At 58.0% G+C, this 17103-nt stretch carries 21 protein-coding genes; 3 read left to right on the top strand and 18 right to left on the bottom strand.

All coding sequences use genetic code 11. The features are described 5' to 3' along the window. The 15 genes from ACEPLT_RS21105 to ACEPLT_RS21035 form a co-directional block, all read right to left on the bottom strand. Positions 1-579, bottom strand: coding sequence for a DUF3261 domain-containing protein (locus tag ACEPLT_RS21105; protein WP_046092700.1), 579 nt, complete (start codon positions 577-579; stop codon positions 1-3). Next, positions 576-2900 (bottom strand): MMPL family transporter, encoded by a 2325-nt coding sequence (locus ACEPLT_RS21100; protein WP_232929177.1) that lies wholly within the window; start codon positions 2898-2900, stop codon positions 576-578. Before ACEPLT_RS21100 ends, ACEPLT_RS21105 begins: the two co-directional genes overlap by 4 nt. Further along, the gene (locus ACEPLT_RS21095) at positions 2869-3474 is read right to left on the bottom strand and encodes a LolA family protein (RefSeq protein WP_232929178.1); all 606 of its coding nucleotides are present in this window, start codon (positions 3472-3474) and stop codon (positions 2869-2871) included. Before ACEPLT_RS21095 ends, ACEPLT_RS21100 begins: the two co-directional genes overlap by 32 nt. Continuing rightward, a complete protein-coding gene (locus ACEPLT_RS21090) occupies positions 3471-3893 on the bottom strand; it encodes an acyl-CoA thioesterase (RefSeq protein ID WP_008503087.1) in 423 nt (140 codons plus the stop codon). The genes ACEPLT_RS21095 and ACEPLT_RS21090 overlap by 4 nt, the downstream gene beginning before the upstream one ends. Positions 3894-3896: 3 nt before the next feature. Beyond that, entirely contained in the window at positions 3897-5588 is a 1692-nt protein-coding gene (locus ACEPLT_RS21085) for a glycosyltransferase family 2 protein (RefSeq protein WP_069598852.1), read from the bottom strand. Further along, complete coding sequence (locus ACEPLT_RS21080; RefSeq protein WP_008503085.1) at positions 5579-5932, bottom strand: ApeI family dehydratase; 354 nt, start codon at positions 5930-5932, stop codon at positions 5579-5581. Before ACEPLT_RS21080 ends, ACEPLT_RS21085 begins: the two co-directional genes overlap by 10 nt. Continuing rightward, on the bottom strand, positions 5919-7280 hold the full coding sequence (locus tag ACEPLT_RS21075; protein ID WP_232929179.1) for an AMP-binding protein: 1362 nt from the start codon (positions 7278-7280) through the stop codon (positions 5919-5921). The genes ACEPLT_RS21080 and ACEPLT_RS21075 overlap by 14 nt, the downstream gene beginning before the upstream one ends. Beyond that, complete coding sequence (locus ACEPLT_RS21070) at positions 7273-7812, bottom strand: COG4648 family protein (protein ID WP_023294735.1); 540 nt, start codon at positions 7810-7812, stop codon at positions 7273-7275. The genes ACEPLT_RS21075 and ACEPLT_RS21070 overlap by 8 nt, the downstream gene beginning before the upstream one ends. Positions 7813-7866: 54 nt before the next feature. Continuing rightward, entirely contained in the window at positions 7867-8118 is a 252-nt protein-coding gene (locus ACEPLT_RS21065) for an acyl carrier protein (RefSeq protein WP_008503082.1), read from the bottom strand. Positions 8119-8130: 12 nt separating this feature from the next. Continuing rightward, positions 8131-8388, bottom strand: coding sequence for a phosphopantetheine-binding protein (locus ACEPLT_RS21060; protein ID WP_008503081.1), 258 nt, complete (start codon positions 8386-8388; stop codon positions 8131-8133). Continuing rightward, complete coding sequence (locus ACEPLT_RS21055) at positions 8369-9184, bottom strand: lysophospholipid acyltransferase family protein (protein ID WP_008503080.1); 816 nt, start codon at positions 9182-9184, stop codon at positions 8369-8371. The genes ACEPLT_RS21060 and ACEPLT_RS21055 overlap by 20 nt, the downstream gene beginning before the upstream one ends. Next, positions 9181-9903 carry a beta-ketoacyl synthase chain length factor gene (locus tag ACEPLT_RS21050; protein WP_232929182.1) on the bottom strand — a complete coding sequence of 241 codons (723 nt, stop codon included), beginning with the start codon at positions 9901-9903 and terminating at the stop codon, positions 9181-9183. The genes ACEPLT_RS21055 and ACEPLT_RS21050 overlap by 4 nt, the downstream gene beginning before the upstream one ends. Before the next feature lie 67 nt (positions 9904-9970). Continuing rightward, positions 9971-11035, bottom strand: coding sequence for a class I SAM-dependent methyltransferase (locus tag ACEPLT_RS21045; RefSeq protein ID WP_008503077.1), 1065 nt, complete (start codon positions 11033-11035; stop codon positions 9971-9973). Positions 11036-11104: 69 nt separating this feature from the next. Beyond that, positions 11105-11494 (bottom strand): hypothetical protein, encoded by a 390-nt coding sequence (locus ACEPLT_RS21040; protein ID WP_222665161.1) that lies wholly within the window; start codon positions 11492-11494, stop codon positions 11105-11107. 336 nt (positions 11495-11830) lie between these two features. Beyond that, the gene (locus ACEPLT_RS21035; RefSeq protein ID WP_008503075.1) at positions 11831-12880 is read right to left on the bottom strand and encodes an AI-2E family transporter; all 1050 of its coding nucleotides are present in this window, start codon (positions 12878-12880) and stop codon (positions 11831-11833) included. A 145-nt stretch (positions 12881-13025) separates the two neighbouring features. Between ACEPLT_RS21035 and ACEPLT_RS21030 the strand changes: the two genes are divergently transcribed. Next, positions 13026-14243: an MFS transporter gene (locus ACEPLT_RS21030; protein WP_232929184.1), complete on the top strand. Its 1218-nt coding sequence runs from the start codon at positions 13026-13028 to the stop codon at positions 14241-14243. 4 nt (positions 14244-14247) lie between these two features. Here ACEPLT_RS21030 and ACEPLT_RS21025 read toward each other — a convergent pair whose 3' ends face one another. Continuing rightward, complete coding sequence (locus tag ACEPLT_RS21025; RefSeq protein WP_008503073.1) at positions 14248-14805, bottom strand: DcrB family lipoprotein; 558 nt, start codon at positions 14803-14805, stop codon at positions 14248-14250. A 72-nt stretch (positions 14806-14877) separates the two neighbouring features. Continuing rightward, positions 14878-15543 carry a 7-cyano-7-deazaguanine/7-aminomethyl-7-deazaguanine transporter gene (locus ACEPLT_RS21020; protein ID WP_008503072.1) on the bottom strand — a complete coding sequence of 222 codons (666 nt, stop codon included), beginning with the start codon at positions 15541-15543 and terminating at the stop codon, positions 14878-14880. A 167-nt stretch (positions 15544-15710) separates the two neighbouring features. On the opposite strand from ACEPLT_RS21020, the gene tusA reads away from it, so the two are divergent. Then, entirely contained in the window at positions 15711-15953 is a 243-nt protein-coding gene (tusA, locus tag ACEPLT_RS21015) for a sulfurtransferase TusA (protein WP_017693840.1), read from the top strand. A 44-nt stretch (positions 15954-15997) separates the two neighbouring features. After that, positions 15998-16258, top strand: a complete 261-nt coding sequence (locus ACEPLT_RS21010; protein ID WP_227156901.1) for a hypothetical protein — start codon at positions 15998-16000, stop codon at positions 16256-16258. A 129-nt stretch (positions 16259-16387) separates the two neighbouring features. On the opposite strand, the gene yhgN is transcribed toward ACEPLT_RS21010, so the two are convergent. Beyond that, positions 16388-16981 carry an NAAT family transporter YhgN gene (gene yhgN / locus ACEPLT_RS21005; RefSeq protein WP_003861574.1) on the bottom strand — a complete coding sequence of 198 codons (594 nt, stop codon included), beginning with the start codon at positions 16979-16981 and terminating at the stop codon, positions 16388-16390. Positions 16982-17103: the final 122 nt, after the last annotated feature.

Genomic DNA, 17103 nt, shown 5'->3' with positions numbered 1-17103 from the left:
TCAGTCACCCAGATATTGAATGGTGATGTGGTATTTAAAAACGTGTTGCTCGATGCTGATCGGCTCGCGCTTGCCTTTACGCTGCAGGTAGACAATCTCCGTCACCAGCTTGCCGCTGGCGTTACGCAGTTCGCGCCGATCGCCCGTGTCAGTCAGCGTCCAGCCCTTCGGCAACTGCGGCTGCCAGGCGCTAATCGGCCAGTGGCTGAGCATCACGTCGGCCAGCACCTGGCTGGCGGGCGGCAACTGCGGCACAACGATCGACTGCTCGGTATGAATACCGGTCTCATCGTACGTCGCCAGGAACAGACGAATGCCCACGGAAGAGAGCCCGGCCAGCGTCACTTTATGCGCATCCGCGTTGAGCATCACCAGCAGGGACTGCGTTTGCCCGTTAAAGCTGCCGGTCAGCAGCTGCTGGGAGCTTACCGCCGGGCTAATGCCGGGCGGCGGGAGCGTAACGCGGGTTCCCGGCTGGAGCCAGGCCTGGGGACGCGTCTCTTGGGTATCGGTCGAATGGCTGCAGCCTGCCAGCAGCAGCGCCGCAGCCAGCGCGGCGGCGCGGTAAAAAGCGTTCATTTACGTTTTCTCTCTTTCTTATCCGGCATCGCCAGCGGCGCCAGCAGGAAGGCGGTAAAAATACCGCTCACCAGCACGATACCAAAGCTGCTAATGGCCTGCGTGGCGCTGAAGACGAGCATGCCCAGCGTCAGCAGCGTGGTCATCATCGCCAGCGTAATCGCCAGCATCGAGGTCAGCGGCGTGCCGCGCGGGTTGCTGAAAAACAGCGTGTAGTTAATGCCAATGCCGAGCACCAGCACCAGCGCCAGCAGTGAAAACAGGTTTACCGGGTGGCCCGTTGCAGCCAGTACCGCCAGCCCGCAGCTCAGCGAGAGCACGGACGGCACCAGGCTTATCAGCCCCTTACGCCAGCCGAGGCGCACCATCGCCCCGCAGGCAATCACCGCCAGCGCGGCAAACAGGAGCCCCGTCAGCAGCGTGCGGTAGAGGGCAAACAGGGTGTCAAAACTGGCTTTGCGATCGACCCAGGCGACACCGTCATGGCGCGCGGCCAGCTCGCCGAGGGCCGCGCTGTTTTTTGCGCCGTCCACCGGTACGAGCACGCCGCTTTGACCGTCGGGCAGGGTCAGCCAGAGCAGACGCCAGCCTTCGCTGGCCGGGCTTTTAAGCCACGCGTCCACGCTGACCGGCATGGCGTCCAGATTCGGGGAGACGGCGTTGAGCCCTGCGCTTTTCAGCACGTTCGTTACCGCAGGCGCGGCGTTTTGCAGCAGCGTAAGATCGCTTTTCTGACGGGCCAGCGAGTTCAGCGGCAGGGTGCGCCAGCGGGTAATTTCTCCCGCTTTCTGCGCCTCTGCCAGCGCCGGGGTAAAGGCTTCCAGCCGCTCCAGCGTTTGCTGAGGCGAAGCGCCATGAACCACAAACCATTTCTGATCCACGCTCTGTCCGGTCAGGGCGGTAATGGCCTTCTCCTGCGCCAGAATATCTTTCGGCAGCGCCTGCAGCTGGGCGATGTCGTCGTCCACCTTCAGCGTGCTTATTCCCACGGCGGAGAGCAGCGCCAGCGCGACGGGAAGACCAATTGACAGTTTTTTACTGCGTCGCCAGGCGGCCAGCCAGCGCAACATCAGGACCATAAAGGGAACCGGGCGCACCGGTAACCCGCGGCATAACCACGGATGCCAGAAAATCACCGTCAGGCAGGAGGCGCTGAGTCCCACGGCAGCGAACACCGCCATCTGGCGGATCCCGGGGAAGGGGGCCAGCATCATAATCAGGTAGGCGGCGACGGTCGTCAGCAGCGCCAGCAGCAGCGCATTCCGAACTTTGGCCAGGCTTTGCCAGGGAGAATGCTCCGCGCCGTGTACCATCCGTTCGGTCAGGTAGTAAAGCGTGTAGTCTGCCGAAATTCCGATGATGCTCATGCTCATCACCAGCGTCATCAGGTGCAGCTCGCCAAAGAGCAGCAGCGTCACCACCGTCCCCGCCAGCGCGCCGATGGCAATGGAGAGCACGCTCAGCAGCAGCGGGCGCAGAGAGCGGAACACCGCCACGATGAGCAGGAACACGCCAAGCAGGGTGGCGATACCCAGCGTCGAAACATCACGTTTGGCCTGCTGGCTGGCGTAATCGCTGTAGAACACGGTCCCGCGGGAAAGCAGCTGTGCCTGAGGGTAGCGGGCTTTCAGCGTCTCCTGCAGCACGTTAAGCGTCGTCACAAGCCGGTGGGTCTGCTGCATATCAAATGATGAGCCCGCCAGCTCGCCGTGGAGCAGATACCAGTAGTTTCCCGCCTCATCTTTTGCGACCAGCCAGCCGTCCATCAGCCGCAGCTTCTGGCCGTTTTGCGCCAGAGCGAGCTGCGAGCCGCGCATCAGCATCAGGGGATCGTTTTGCAGCTCTTTGCCGCTGACGCCGGAAAAGGCCGAATAGAGCTGAGATAAAATCCACTGCGCCTGCGCTTCTCCGCCGTTTTGCAGGCGGGCGCGGGTGGCGGGGTCAATCAGGCCATTTCGGTGCTGCCAGAAGAACTCTCCCCAGGCCTTTTGCCCGGCGGCGTCCATCGGGCCTTTGACCTCGCTGAGCGAATCAGTGCTTTGCAGCAGCGCCAGCCACTGCTGTGCCACGCGCGGATCCGGCTCTTTGCCGGGGCTGACCAGCCAGACCAGCTGGCGGTCGAGACGCTGCATAAACCCGTCGTTGAGCGCCGGCGGGATAGCCCCCAGCGTCTGCTTCGGCAGCATGGCCAGCACGCTGCTGTTCAGTCGCGCGCCGGGCAGCAGCGACAGCAACACGCCCAGCAGAATCAGGCATAGCGTGGCCCACAGCAGCGCCGGGCGCAGGGATTTACGGTGCGGCAAAGCGTTGGCGTTCGTCATCGGTCAGGCTGGCGGGCGTCAGTTGGTGGCGAGAAAGGGCGATATCGGTACGGTCGCCCTGTTTGTCGTTGAGGCGAATCGTTTCCAGATAGGTCGCGCCGCCCAGATCGAGGGTGGCGAAAATCTTGTCCAGCGGCGTCGTTTTTGGCGTAAGCACCAGCGACCAGCGGCCCGCTCCCAGGTCTTTAAAATCGATGCGGAAGTTCTCTTCCAGCACCTTGCGGTCCGCCTGGAACAGGGCGCGCAGAAGATGGTTGAACTGGAACATCTGCGGATTATTGTCGGCAGTGATGGTTTGCGGCGGCTGGCCGTTAATCGCCTGCACCATCCGCTTGTCGTCCAGCAGGATCGTCATCGGAAACGGCGCTTTTTGATCCCACAGCAGGCCGCTGTCGCGGGCGATCAGCATCTCGCCCTGCGAGCGCAGCGGCTGCGGCATATCTTTTATCGTGCGAACCTGTTCGAAGTGCGCGCGCACCACGGGCTGCTCGGTGAAGCGCTGCTGCAGCTCATCCAGCGTCACGGCGCTGACCAGCGGGCTGACGATCAGCGCCAGTAAAGGCAACCATCTCATGGTGTTACTCCCATACGTTCAAACAGTATTGCCGGGCTCACAAAGCACATTTCGCGGGTCGCTTCTTCCACCGCCACCTGAATGGTGTAACCGGTGGTCGTGCGTTTGCCGGTCTGCGCATCGAAAATTTGATAGGCAATGCGCAGGCGGTTTTCATACTCTTCAATGTGCGCGCGGACGCGAATACGCTGCTCAAAGGTCACCGCATCGCGGTATTTCACCCGGGTGTCGACGACGGGCCAGACGTAGCCGGAGGCCTTCATCTGGCGATAGCCATAATCAAACTGATTGAGCAGCGCCTCGCGGGCGATCTCAAAGTAGCGGAAATAGTTACCGTGCCAGACCACGCCCATCATATCGACGTCGTGGAACGGAACGGTGATCTCGACTTCAGTCGTAAAGCGGGGATCGGTCAGCACCCTTTACTCCTTCTCACTGGACTCTGGCAGATGCCAGAAATCGAAAAAATTAAACCAGTCGAGCGGCGACATGAGGGCGTAATGTTCCAGCCGCTGCGCATAGCGATCGACGGTATCTTGCAGTGCCTGCTGGCGTTCACCGCGCGGCAGGCGCAGCGGGTCGGCAAACGGCTCGCAGTGCAGGACGAGCTTACCCTGCTGGCGCAGGGCGAAAATCAGCACCACCGGGCAGCGGAGGATGGAGGCCAGGATAAACGGCCCCTGTGGGAACGGTGCAGGCTGGCCCATGAATCGGCTCCAGATCACGCGCCATTCGCCGCCGCGCTGCGGATTCACCGCGATGCGATCCCCCACAATCGCGACCCATTCACCGCGCTCAAGCTTCTCTTTGATGGCAATGGCGGTGTCCGGGCCGATGTCGGTGACCGACATCAAATTCACGCCAGCTTCGGGCGCCATTTCGCTCATGATTTGCTTAAAGCGCTGGGCGTTCTCGCTGAAAACCAGGGCGTTGATGATTTTACTGCCTTCCAGCTGAGCCAGGGCCCGGCAGGCCTCTACGTCGCCAAGGTGCGAGGCCAGCAGCAGTTTGCCCTGCGGCGCCGCGATGTTTAACGCTTCGCTCGCGCCAGGGGCAAAGACAATATCGCGATGAAGCTTCAGCTCGCCGCGCCAGCTGGCGACTTTATCCAGCATCGCGTTGCCGAAGCGCATGAAATGGAAAAAGCTGTTAAGCCGTGAGGGAACAGGCATGCTCCGCTGACGCAGTTCTTGCTTCACTCTCGCCATCCACTGCCGCGAGGCCTGCCGCGCCGGACGCGCGATAAGCCAGTACACGCCGATAACCGGCCACAACAGCACGGTAAAGGCCCGCCGACCCAGCAGTTCCCAGACGCGCAGCATCAGGCGCATCCCCCACAGACCCTTGACCTCGTCCTGCTGCGCCCAGTGCTGGCGGCGTCGACGGAAAAGCAGGCCGGGCATGCGGGGCAGCATGCCGAAGAAGAGCCGGGTATGCATCAGGGAGATCCGCACGTTATCTTTTAGCGCGTCGAAGTGGGACAAACCGTCCTGCGGATAGGTCACGCGCGTGGGCAGAAAGACGCTGGTGTTGCCCTGCCAGTAGAGACGAACCATCACTTCGGTGTCAAAGTCCATCCGCTTGCCGAGCGGTTCGCGCGCTGCCAGCCGCAGCGTGGGTGAAACCGGATAGACCCGAAAGCCGCACATGCTGTCTTTAAGCTGCAGCGATAAGGTTTCAATCCACACCCAGACGTGGGTGATCCAGCGCCCGTAAAGTCGTGAGCGCGGAATAGAGTCATCGTAAATGGGCTGGCCGGAAATCAGCGCGTCCGGGTGGCGCTCCGCCAGCGCCAGCAGTTTGGGGATATCTTCGATGGCGTGTTGACCGTCCGCATCCACCTGCACGGCGTGGGTGTAGCCCGTCCGCGCGCACTCCTCCAGCCCTCTGATGACCGCGGCACCTTTTCCGGCGTTTTGCGCCAGACGAACCAGCGTCATCTGCGGCTGCTCCGCCGCCAGGCGCTCAAGCTCCTGACGGGTGACTGCGTCGCTGCCGTCATCCACCACCAGGCACGGCAGGCCGAACGGCGCGAGACGTGACAGCACGCTGGCAATCATCGCGCCGTGGTTGTAGCACGGGATCAGCACACAGGGACGAAAGATTACTGACATAGACGAATTTTCCCGCTGCTGGCGGTGTGGCGCTCAGCCCCGGCATGGCGTTGATAGCTGAAGGTCAGCATCTGACGTTCGGCATGCCACTCAAGCATCAGCGTCACCGTGGTTTCCGGCAGCAGTGGTGCCTGAAACTTCACGTTTTGAATGCTGTGAAAGCGATAGCCCGGTGCCAGTAACGTCGTGGCGTAGTGCATCACCCAGTCAAGCTGCGCAACGCCGGGCAGCAGCGGTTGTACGGCGAAATGGCCCTGAAACCAGAACAGCGTTGCGTCGAGATGCAAAACGATCTCCAGCTTCTCCGGCTGTGTCTGGTGGCGCTCAATTTCATGAATTTTCATGAAATAACTCCTCTAACTGCGCATAGACACGCTTGTTCATACTGTTTACCGGCATTTCATCAACGATGCGCCAGTAGCGCGGCACCGCGACAGGTTCAAGCCACGGCAGCAGGGCGCGACGCCAGGCGAACTCCTGCGCTTTTTTATCCTGCACATACCCGCGCTGACGGGCCGTTTCATCCAGAACCAGCAGGGCGCCAATCCCCTGACGACCCCCGCGCGTGACAGGCAGTGCGGCCGCTTCGCAAATACCGTCAAGCTCCAGCAGGCGGCGTTCGATCTCGTTAAGCGAGATGCGTTTTTCTTCAATTTTGACCACTCGCCCGCGGCGACCGGCGATGCTGAAAAGCCCCTCGCTGTCGAAGTGCAGGATATCGTCGAGCTGGAGCCCTTCTGGCTCATGGATCAGTGGCGACGTAACGCGACAGGCGTGATCTTCCTGATGGAAGATCACGCCGGGGAACGGTAGCCAGGGCACGTTATCCTCCTGACGATGGCGCCAGGCGAGGATCCCGGTTTCGGTACTGCCATAAATTTCATCCGGCCAAAGGTTAAGCCAGCCGGAGGTGGTCGAGACGTCACGCCAGGGCAGCATTCCACCTGCTGAAATCAGCATCCTGACGGGCGGCGCGGCAAGCTCGGTATCCAGGCGCTTCAGGAACGCCGGGCTGCTGATAAACAGGTATTGCCTGTCAGGAGGCAGGGCGGCCAGTTGTTCTGCGTAATAGAGCATCGCGGCATGCAGCGGCAGGCCCAGCGCCATCGGCAAGACGATACGGAATGTCAGGCCATACAGATGTTGCGGTACGACCGAGGCCACAATGCTGCATCCGGCCAGACGCTCACCAAAGCGGTTAGCCAGCAGGCGGGCTTCGCGATCCAGACTGACGATGTGCTTAACCACCCGGCGCGGCGTGCCCGTGGAGCCTGAGGTGAACAGTTCAACGAAGCGGTTTTCGTCAATGGCCGGCAGAGGCACCCAGTGGCTGGCTGTCTGGTGGCTGGAGGCCACCACAATCTGTTTCCCATGAAAACCAAGAGTGCGATCGCTCACAACGCCGCTAAACAAAGATTGCTGTTCTTCAAGCTGCGAGACGCGGCTATGGCCGGGAATGACCGGTGTTTTACCGGCGTGCAGCGAGGCCAGCAGCGCAACAATAAACAGGTAGCTGTTTTCAAAGCACAGCGCCCAGCGCTCGCCTTCCTGCTGACGCAGGGTCTCGACCAGTAAGGTTACGTCGTGGCGCAACTGGCCCAGCGTCCAGGTACGATCGTCGAGCCAGGCAACAGGCGTGTCGTCAGGGCGCGGCGCATTTAACCACTGGCCCAGCGGAAGGGGGTTAGTCATTGTGCATCTCTTTTTTTATCACCCGCTGGCGCACCAGCCACTCTGCTGCCATCAGCATCCCCATCAGGATGTAAGCCACCATACCGTTCCATAGCGTCCACAGATGCATGTCGCCGTGGAGGACGGTAAACAGCGCCATCGTGCCGTTGCCGACGAAAAAACCGCACCAGACGAGGGTCACCTTACGGGTATAGCGCACGCCCTCCGGGGGCAAGTTTGGCTCGCGCAAGCGCGCCAGTCGTTCGACAAGCGGCATCGCTGTCCACAGCGAACCGCCAAACACGGCCAGCATGACAAGGTTGACGACCACCGGGTAGAGCAGCAGCCACTGGTGAGCTTTCAGCAGGTAGCTTGCCGTGCAGAGGGCGATCCCCGCCAGCGCCACGCACTGCACCACATACCGCATCGGGCTTGTGTTCCGCTGCGCCTGACGCAGCCGCAGCAGTAACACCAGAGCCATCACGGGTAATAGCCACTGCAGGCTGTTATGCGCCAGCCCAAATCCAATCAGGAAGGGCCACGCCAGCAGCATCAACCCCGTCAGAAGTGGGATGATCGGGAATGTCCGTCCGCCGCGCACGACGTCTTACTCTTCGCGCAGAAGCTGTTCGACGGCGTCTACCACATCCTGAACGGTACGAACCGATTTGAAGGTTTCCGGCTTGATTTTCTTGCCCGTTTTCTTCTGCAGATGAACAATCATGTCCACCGCATCAATGCTGTCCAGCTCCAGGTCTTCGTAAAGACGGGCTTCAGGGGTAATATCCTGCGGGTCGATTTCAAACAGTCGGGTCAGAAGGCCACAGACTTCCTGATAAATGGTTTCTTGTTCGGTCATCGTGATCACATCTCAGGCGCGTTGAGCGTTGATAAAGGACGCCAGCGTGGCGACGGAAAAGAAGTGCTGGCGCATCTCTTCGCTTTCAGCGGAAAGCACCACGCCATACTGGTTTTTCACGGCCAGACCCAGTTCCAGCGCGTCGATAGAGTCGAGACCCAGCCCATCGCCAAACAGCGCGGCATCGGTATCAATATCCTCTGCGGTAAGCTCGTCCAGATTCAGCGTGGTGATAATGAGATTCTTAATTTCAAGATAAAGCGCTTGCATCATTAATTCCTGACAAAGATTGAAGGCCTGATGTTAATCGATGCTGTAGATGCCGGTTTAACTGCCTTGCCGCCAGCGCCGGTTCTTGTTCATTTGCATCGTAAAATTCGTCGATGTTCACGCGGTCGCGGACATCCACGGTGAAGACAGGTTTTTCTGGCGGCACATCATACCAGCGACTTTTTTTATCCAGCAGATGTTCGCTACAGTGGATCAGCACCACCCGCAGATCGCTGTTACAGCGCACGGCGATATTTGCTGCGCCGCGCTGGAGGGAAATAGCTTCGCCAGACCGGGTACGTGTGCCTTCCGGGAAGATTAACAGCGTGTCGCCCTGAGCCAGACGCTGCTGGCTTGCAGCCAGCAGAGGCTCGGCTTCGCTGTTAATCAGGTAATCCGCCGCGCGGATGACGCCGCTGACAAACGGATTGCGCAGCAGCGCGCTTTTCACCAGACAGTCTGTTTCTGGCATCACCGATGCCAGAATCACGTAGTCAATTAACGTGGGGTGGTTAGCCACCACCAGACAACCCCGATCGTTGCGCAGGGCGTCAAGATTGTGAATGCGATAGTCCAGTACCCCGAGGCCACGGGCAACGGTCAGGAAGAAGCGGAAGCTGGCCGCAATGCTGCGCCGCGCAAGGCGACGGCGGTTGGTGCGGTCGCGCTGGACGATCAGCAGCAGGTTGAACCATACCAGTGACAGCAGCAGCCCGCCCACGCCAAACAGCACGAAGCAGAATCCGGTCATCACCAGACGCCATAACCAGTTAATTCGGGCAGTCAGGCGATTCATGCGCGCGTCCATTGCCACAGCAAACGTTCGCCGGGTACCACAAACTGGCGTGCCTCGCTGAGATAGCGTTGCAGGAACATCAGGCTTTGCGGAAGGGCGGGTTCATCCCCCGTGCTGCCGCTGCGGGTTTCACACTGCAATTCCTTGCCGGATTCAATCACCAGCGCCAGCGCGTAGGGCCAGGTGGGCATCTGGTGCGGTAACGCCGGGTGGTAAAATTCCGGCAGTGCGCCGTCAAAATCGACCAGCAAGACGCGGGAGTAGCCCGCCTGCAGCAGGCTAAGGACTTCACATAATGCCTGCTGGAAGGTGTCCAGCCCGGCAGAAATGGATGACGAGACGATTGCCTGGCGTGCGGTAATCGTGAGATTGCCCACCGCCGAGTTGTGCACGGACATGGCGAAGTCGGTAGGCGATACGGATTGCCCCGTCGCCAGAGCATGCAGAATACGGTAGTTGCGCTCCAGCTCGCCGTGGCGGCTGGAATAGACGACGGCATCAATGGCGTGGTGTTGCAGCATAGCGAGACCAATGTCCACCGCCAGCTTACTGCCTGAATTGAGGCGGCGCGCGGTCATCATGGGTAAAGCGGTCAGCCGGGGAAGCGGGGCCGCTGGATCGACGGGCAGCTGCAGGCGTGACCACGCCTGCCACTCTGTGACATCGCTGAGTCCTGGGGCTCTCGCCTGCCAGTCGATAATGTTCAGTGAAAATTTCATCTACGCGCGTCCGCGAAAAAAACCGTATTCAAAGGGCAGACCTGGCCACCCGGGCAGCTAAGCTGCTCTATTGTTCACGTTTGGTGCATATCAGCAGGGTATGACCGACCCCAAGGTTATCCAGACGCTGTTCAACGCTGAAACCTGCGCTCTCCAGGTAACGATAAAACGCCTCTACGCTGTAAAACCGGCTATTGCCATTCGCCATACAGGTGAAATAGAGCGAGGTGGCATTCAGGCTGAAAGAGGCCGCTTCAAACTTCTGGGCATCCCAGAAAAGCTCCATGATGCACAAACGTGCGCCTGGCTTCATGACCTGTGCGACGCGCGTCAGCATGGCGACAATCTGATCCGGAGAGAAACAATCCAGAAACTGGCTCATCCACCAGACGTCGGCTTCACCCGGCAAGGCTGCTGGGCTAAGCATATCGACAGCATGGAATCCAATACGATGAGAAAAACCTGCTTTTGCGATGTTTTCCTGCGCCAGCGCTATCTGCTGCGGCAGGTCGAGGATCGTCACGGCAACATTTTCGTCATAGCGGCAGCAGCGTAACGCCCATTTACCCGTATTTCCGCCCACATCGTACAATTTTGTCGGCGAGCTTGCGAATATATATGGCAAAGCGGCATCAAACGCGGCGTCGGAATAGTAATGATCAAAGGCGAACCAGCTCTCTTTCGCCTGAGCCGGTAATTGGGATAATGCCGGATAGATGGTTGGCCAGTTGCCAAACACCGCTAATCCCGCAGGTTTTTCTTCCTTCAGGGCGTCCGCCAGGTGAAATAGCCCTTTGTAACAAACGTCCTGAGTGAAATCCATATTTACGCGGGTCATTTCATCGTGCAGTAAAAAGTGGCCCACTTTTGCCAGAAAATAACGTCCATGCTGTTGGGTAACGATCCGCCCGCTTAATCCCATATCCAGCAGTACGCTGACGCCATAGCTGCCGAGCGTGCTGTGTTCGGTTATTTCCTCGAGGCTGGCACCCTCTTTACCTTGTTTATCGAGCCAGGCGAGAATGCCTGAGTTACGCAGACAAAGCGCGGTCTGAAATAACATCGGAGCAAAAGCGATGCGTTGCGCTTCGGTAATGGCATCCAGTGCGCTGAGCGTATCCTTTTCGTACATTGCTGCGTAACCTTTCAGGGCAAGAAATAAGGGTTATCGGGCCAAATGCGGCCCGACTTTAGAAAAATATTACAGTGCGGCGCCCGCGGAGAGGTTCAGCTGAATATCGTGGTCGAGGTTATTCACCCAACGGTTATAATTTTTGTGAATTTTACCGTCAGCCGCTTTCAGGTTCATACTGCTTTCGTAGTTAATGGAATAGCTTGTTGCGGAATAAGGAATACGAATGTCGACCGAGTGGTCGCGCGCCTGCAGACGACCTTTGATAACGCCCGGACCGGCTTCCGTCATGATCCAGTCACGTTTTTGTCCTGCTTTCAAAATCGCGGTTTTTACCTGGTCGGCGGTATGACCCGCGCTCACAGTAGAGTGAACCTGAGCGATTGGGGCAGTACGCGCACAGCCTGCCAGTGCGCCAACGAATACGGCGGCAGCACACCATTTAACGATCTTTTTCATCAACAACTCCATATCAATAATAACAATTAAAGGTAGTGGTTTTTACAAATAATATTCATCCGGCGTTTCTTTTGTGCCAGATGTTTTTTTAATCAATATTAAGGTTTGCATTACGTTGACGCGAAGGCGGGCATAATAACATGGAAAATAATTAACAATTTCATTTTTTTTAATTTGCGTTAAATCATGATTTGCGTTTCAACGTAATGCGACCGACGTAAACAAAAACAGAATTAATATTTCCTTAACGCAAATAAAAATACCGCGACAGGTTATGAACGCGGTAATTTAAGGCGGATTATTGCCGGTTTAAACCTACCTATACAGGTAGGTCAGCTACCCAGGCAACCTGCTTTTCGGCCTTCCCGGCCCGAGCAAAATGGCCAGCTTGCTGCCGCCTTTGGTGGTCTCCATCCAGATCTTACACACGCTGGTCAGGGGGACCGAGAGCAGCATACCGACCGGGCCCAGCAGCCATCCCCAAACCAGTAAGGATAAAAAGACGACCAGCGTCGACATGCCGAGCCGGTGCCCCATCATGCGTGGTTCGAGAATATTGCCCAGCACCATGTGCACGACGAGGAATAACGCGCCGACCAGCATACATTCGTAGAAACCGTTAAACAGAAACGCCTGAATCATTGGCGGCACGGCGGAAAGCACCGCGCCAATGTTGGGCACGTAGTTCAGCAGAAACGCCAGCACGCCCCACATCAGCGCGAACTGCACGTTCATCAGCATCAGCCCCAGCCAGACGATGATCCCGGTCCAGACGCTCAGCAGCGTTTTCAGCGCCAGGTATTTAGAGACGCCCTTCAGCGCCCGGTGTAAGCCAGCAATGTGAATTTGTGGGTTATTCAGTGCAAAGCGCAGCTTATACGGGACGTGGCGGACTTCAAACAGCATAAACACCACCGTCATGACCAGCAGCAGAATGCTGGCCATCGCGCCGGAAAGCCCCGTCATCAAGGTGGTGGCGTAGGTCATGACCTTCTCGGAGTCCATCCTGCGCAGCATCCGTTCGGGTGAGATATGCAGATTAAGGAAAGGCACCATCTCCTGGAGTGCGACGATCTTCCGCGTCAGCTCTTTGTTGTACTGCGGCAGCATGGTGGAGAATTCACTCAGCGAGGCCGCCAGCACGCCGAAGAGCGCCGTCAGGGCAATCAGCATCACGATGACGACGATAGTGATGGCTACCGGGCGGCTAACGCCCCGGCGCAGAAACCAGGTGACCAGAGGATTAAGCACAATGGCAAAAAAGAGCGCCAGCAGGAGCTGAACTATGATGTCGGCGGCCGCATGGATACCCGCAAGGATAACCACCAGACAGGCGAGTTTTAATAAGATGTGGAGTCCTGCTTTGTCGGACGGGTTAGCGATCATGCGCGTTCCTTAGTGTGATGACCCGGTAAGTGTAGTGCCCGGGCCTCGCTTCGTCTGGCACCGTTAATCTGAAAGTCGCTGCTGATTTTCTTATTGGGGCGTGGTAATAGTGAAACACTGTTGTAAAAAATCCAGGTAGAACCCCATGCCCGAACCTGCCGCTGAACCGGCACTGAGCGGACTGCGCCTCAATCTGCGCATCGTTTCCGTTGTGATTTTTAACTTTGCCAGCTATCTCACCATCGGCCTGCCGCTGGCGGTTCTGCCGGGCTATGTCCATGACGTCATGGGCTTCAGTGCCTTCTGGGCGGGGCTGGTGATTAGCCTGCAGTATTTCGCCACGCTCCTGAGCCGCCCGCATGCCGGGCGCTACGCGGACACGTTCGGTCCAAAAAGCATCGTGGTGCTGGGATTGTGCGGCTGCTTCCTCAGTGGCCTGAGCTACCTGCTGGCCGCCTCAGCCAGCCACTGGCCGCTGGTCAGCCTGGCGCTGCTCTGCCTGGGCCGCGTCATCCTCGGCATTGGGCAAAGCCTGGCGGGAACCGGCTCGACGCTCTGGGGCGTGGGGGTTGTCGGGACGCCACACATTGGTCGGGTGATCTCCTGGAACGGGATTGTCACCTACGGCGCGATGGCGCTCGGTGCGCCGCTTGGCGTGGCCTGCTATGCGTTTGGCGGGCTGTATGGACTGTCGCTCACCATTATGGCGGTCGCGCTTGTGGCGATACTGTTTGCGCTGCCGCGCCCGACAGTGAAGGCCAGCAAGGGCAAGCCGCTGCCGTTCCGGGCGGTGCTCGGGCGGGTCTGGCCATACGGGATGGCGCTGGCGCTGGCGACCACCGGCTTCGGTGTCATCGCCACCTTCATTACCCTGTTCTATGACGCCAAAGGCTGGGACGGCGCGGCCTTTGCGTTAACCCTGTTCAGCTGTGCGTTTGTTGGTGCGCGCCTGCTTTTCCCTAACGGCATCAACCGTCTGGGCGGGCTGAACGTGGCGACGATCTGCTTTGCGGTAGAGATTGTCGGGCTGCTGTTGACCGGCGTAGCCAGCGCGCCCTGGATGGCGAAAATGGGCGTATTTCTCGCGGGAGCCGGTTTTTCACTGGTCTTTCCGGCGCTGGGCGTGGTCGCGGTGAAAGCGGTGCCGCAGCAGAACCAGGGGGCGGCGCTGGCGACCTATACGGTGTTTATGGATATGTCGTTGGGCATTACCGGGCCGCTGGCAGGGCTGGTAATGGCCCGCGCGGGGGTACCGGTGATCTATCTCGCCGCGGCGGGTCTGGTCATGATGGCATTGCTGCTGACGTGGCGGCTAAAAAAATGGCCCCCGGTGCAGGCACCGGAGGCCACGTCATCATCGTGAAACGTTACTGGATTACGATGGTGTTAATGATGTTTTCAGCAGCCGTCTGCGCTTTCTGCTGATCTTCCGCTGGCAGGGTGATCTGCAGGGTCAGGAGTTTGTTATCAACCTTGCCCAGCACGACAGAGGAGTACGCGGTCTGGCCTTTCGCAGAGATGATGCTGTCCAGCTGCTGTAGCTTATGGCCTTTCAGCTCGATGGATTTATTGGTCACGACCTGCAGCTGCGGGTCGCGGCCGCGCTGCTGATCTTCCAGACGTTTGGACAGGACCGCCAGATCTTCGCTGGTGTCGTCGCCCACAATCACAATGACCGCTTTCTGCCCGGTTGCGTCGGAGTAAACGTGCATGTTATTCGCCTGAGTGCCCAGCTTGCCGCTCTGGTCAGTCATATCGGCTGGCAGAGAGAAGCTGAGTTTGCCATCCATCAGATTCACCGGCTGGCCGGTCGCATTGCTTTCTGCGGATGCGCCCTGAGCAGGCGTTTTCGTGTCGCTGTTATCACAGGCTGCAAGACCCACAACCAGCAGGCCAATCCCGACATATTTAACCAGATTGCGCATTGACTTCTTCCTTTCGATAAACGGCCATAACGGCTCATTCGCTCATCTTATCACAACTGATAAAGCGAACCCTTAACCAGCCTGCAATGCCGTGATTTCAGATTTATCTGCCAGCCTTTTCAGCAGCATATTCAGCAGCACGCCGTACATGGGCAGGAAGAACACAATGCTGATGAGCACCTTGAAGCAGTAGTCCACCAGCGCGATTTCCATCCAGTGTTCGGCCATGAACGCATCCGGGCTACGCCAGAAGGCGATGAAGAAGAAGGCCAGCGTATCGCTCACGTTACCGAACAGCGTGGAGGCGGTGGGTGCCATCCACCAGCGATGATTCTGACGCAGGCGATTAAACACGTGCACGTCCAGAATCTGCCCCAGCGCGTAGGCCATAAAGCTTGCTGCGGCGATACGGGCGACAAACAGGTTGAAGTGGGTTAACGCCTCAAAGCCCTGCCAGCTTCCCATATAAAACAGGGACGACACCCCGTACGAGATGAACAGCGCCGGGAGCATGACCGCAAAAATAATGCGGCGAGCCAGCGGTGCGCCAAAAATACGCACGGTCAGATCGGTGGCGAGGAAAATAAACGGAAAACTGAACGCGCCCCAGGTGGTATGAAAACCAAAGATGGAGATAGGGAGCTGCACCAGATAGTTGCTGGAGGTGATCACCAGCAAATGGAAAAGCGAAAGCCAGAACAACGCTTTTACGCGCTGTGATTCAGAAAACTGCGTCATATTGTGACCTTTTTATACGTTGGGGTGAGGGAACCCAATAAAAACCGCAGCATGATACTGCTTTGGCGGGACATTGCAATGGTTAGTTTTTACGCAATCGTTAACCTGGTTTGCATTGACCGCAACGGGGCGTAAACTACAGCCGTTTTTACCTGACCGAGAAGATCATGACCGACCTGTTTTCCAGCCCAGACCACACTCTTGATGCCCAGGGCCTTCGCTGCCCGGAACCGGTAATGATGGTACGTAAAACCGTGCGCAACATGCAGACCGGTGAAACGCTGCTGATCGTTGCCGACGACCCTGCCACCACGCGCGACATTCCCGGTTTTTGTACCTTTATGGAGCATGAGCTGGTGGCGCAGCAGACGGAAACGCTGCCGTACCGGTATTTGATTCGTAAGGGGTAGCCCTCACTTATTTGGGGGGAGGTTGAGGGTATCAGGCCGCACCCATGCTTGAACCTGTTCCTGAATATTTAAAAGCGAGTTTAACGGTAGATGACCTGCCTCTGGACGTCCCTGCCTTCGAGCCGGAAGTTGATCAGTTGGGAAGCTATTGCACGCTATTAACGCAGTTGCTGTTGGCTCGTTCACTTTCAGAGAGTGATGAAAGAGTGGCTGGAGATTTGTTGCAAGGCTTAGTTGGGCTGTATAGCGGTATGTTGAAAGCACCGCGCTGGTTGCGTACAAATGAAGGCATCTTGCCACTGTGAAAAAAGTCGGGTGGCGCTAACGCTTACCCGACCTACGAGACTAGAGCCGTTGTAGGCCGGGTAAGGCGAAGCCGCCACCCGGCAAGAATACGGCGCCTGATGCCCTCTCCCACAGGGAGAGGGAGAACGTCATCCCTTCATCCACGCCCTGATCCCATCCAGGAACATCTGCGTTGCCATCATGACCAGAATGAGCCCCATCAGGCGCTCCAGCGCGTTTACCCCTTTTTCGCCCAGCAGGCGCAGGAACAGGGACGACTGCAGCAGGATAATGAACGTCCCGCCCCAGGCAATCAGCAGGGCAATGACCAGATGGCTCATCTGATTCGGATACTGGTGCGACAGCAGCATCAGCGTCGCCAGAATGGTTGGCCCCGCGACGAGCGGGATCGCCAGCGGCACAATAAACGGCTCTTCACCCGCAGGCAGGCCGCTGCTGCTGCCTTCCGCGCTCGGGAAAATCATCTTAATCGCAATCAGGAACAGAATAATCCCGCCGGAAATCGACACGGTTTCAGCGCGCAGGTTCAGGAAGGCGAGGATTTTTTCACCCGCAAACAGGAAGATAAACATCACCAGCAGGGCGATGAGCAGCTCGCGGATCATGATCGCCCGGCGGCGCTTCGGCTCGGTGTGCTTCAACACCGACATGAATATCGGCAGGTTACCCAGGGGATCCATTATCAGGATCAATAAAACCGCGGCGGAAATGATTTCACTCATGTAAATTATCCCTGAATTTCTCTAAGGTTATTATGATAATTAGCTGTATTTCTGATTGCCGGGCAATCATCGATTAATTTCGCTTGCGACTTTGGCAGCATTTTGTAATGTGAAGCATATCC

It is taken from the genome of Enterobacter sp. fkY84-1, from assembly GCF_052974705.1.
This window is presented reverse-complemented; position numbering and strand designations above follow the sequence as displayed.

Excerpts from the sequence above, each read along its gene's own strand:
- ACEPLT_RS21105 (WP_046092700.1), bottom strand. The coding sequence starts at position 579 with ATGAACGCTTTTTACCGCGCCGCCGCGCTGGCTGCGGCGCTGCTGCTG.
- ACEPLT_RS21100 (WP_232929177.1), bottom strand. The coding sequence starts at position 2,900 with ATGACGAACGCCAACGCTTTGCCGCACCGTAAATCCCTGCGCCCGGCG.
- ACEPLT_RS21095 (WP_232929178.1), bottom strand. The coding sequence starts at position 3,474 with ATGAGATGGTTGCCTTTACTGGCGCTGATCGTCAGCCCGCTGGTCAGC.
- ACEPLT_RS21085 (WP_069598852.1), bottom strand. The coding sequence starts at position 5,588 with ATGTCAGTAATCTTTCGTCCCTGTGTGCTGATCCCGTGCTACAACCAC.
- ACEPLT_RS21080 (WP_008503085.1), bottom strand. The coding sequence starts at position 5,932 with ATGAAAATTCATGAAATTGAGCGCCACCAGACACAGCCGGAGAAGCTG.
- ACEPLT_RS21075 (WP_232929179.1), bottom strand. The coding sequence starts at position 7,280 with ATGACTAACCCCCTTCCGCTGGGCCAGTGGTTAAATGCGCCGCGCCCT.
- ACEPLT_RS21070 (WP_023294735.1), bottom strand. The coding sequence starts at position 7,812 with ATGCTGCTGGCGTGGCCCTTCCTGATTGGATTTGGGCTGGCGCATAAC.
- ACEPLT_RS21065 (WP_008503082.1), bottom strand. The coding sequence starts at position 8,118 with ATGACCGAACAAGAAACCATTTATCAGGAAGTCTGTGGCCTTCTGACC.
- ACEPLT_RS21060 (WP_008503081.1), bottom strand. The coding sequence starts at position 8,388 with ATGCAAGCGCTTTATCTTGAAATTAAGAATCTCATTATCACCACGCTG.
- ACEPLT_RS21055 (WP_008503080.1), bottom strand. The coding sequence starts at position 9,184 with ATGAATCGCCTGACTGCCCGAATTAACTGGTTATGGCGTCTGGTGATG.
- ACEPLT_RS21050 (WP_232929182.1), bottom strand. The coding sequence starts at position 9,903 with ATGAAATTTTCACTGAACATTATCGACTGGCAGGCGAGAGCCCCAGGA.
- ACEPLT_RS21045 (WP_008503077.1), bottom strand. The coding sequence starts at position 11,035 with ATGTACGAAAAGGATACGCTCAGCGCACTGGATGCCATTACCGAAGCG.
- ACEPLT_RS21040 (WP_222665161.1), bottom strand. The coding sequence starts at position 11,494 with ATGAAAAAGATCGTTAAATGGTGTGCTGCCGCCGTATTCGTTGGCGCA.
- ACEPLT_RS21035 (WP_008503075.1), bottom strand. The coding sequence starts at position 12,880 with ATGATCGCTAACCCGTCCGACAAAGCAGGACTCCACATCTTATTAAAA.
- ACEPLT_RS21030 (WP_232929184.1), top strand. The coding sequence starts at position 13,026 with ATGCCCGAACCTGCCGCTGAACCGGCACTGAGCGGACTGCGCCTCAAT.
- ACEPLT_RS21025 (WP_008503073.1), bottom strand. The coding sequence starts at position 14,805 with ATGCGCAATCTGGTTAAATATGTCGGGATTGGCCTGCTGGTTGTGGGT.
- ACEPLT_RS21020 (WP_008503072.1), bottom strand. The coding sequence starts at position 15,543 with ATGACGCAGTTTTCTGAATCACAGCGCGTAAAAGCGTTGTTCTGGCTT.
- tusA (WP_017693840.1), top strand. The coding sequence starts at position 15,711 with ATGACCGACCTGTTTTCCAGCCCAGACCACACTCTTGATGCCCAGGGC.
- ACEPLT_RS21010 (WP_227156901.1), top strand. The coding sequence starts at position 15,998 with ATGCTTGAACCTGTTCCTGAATATTTAAAAGCGAGTTTAACGGTAGAT.
- yhgN (WP_003861574.1), bottom strand. The coding sequence starts at position 16,981 with ATGAGTGAAATCATTTCCGCCGCGGTTTTATTGATCCTGATAATGGAT.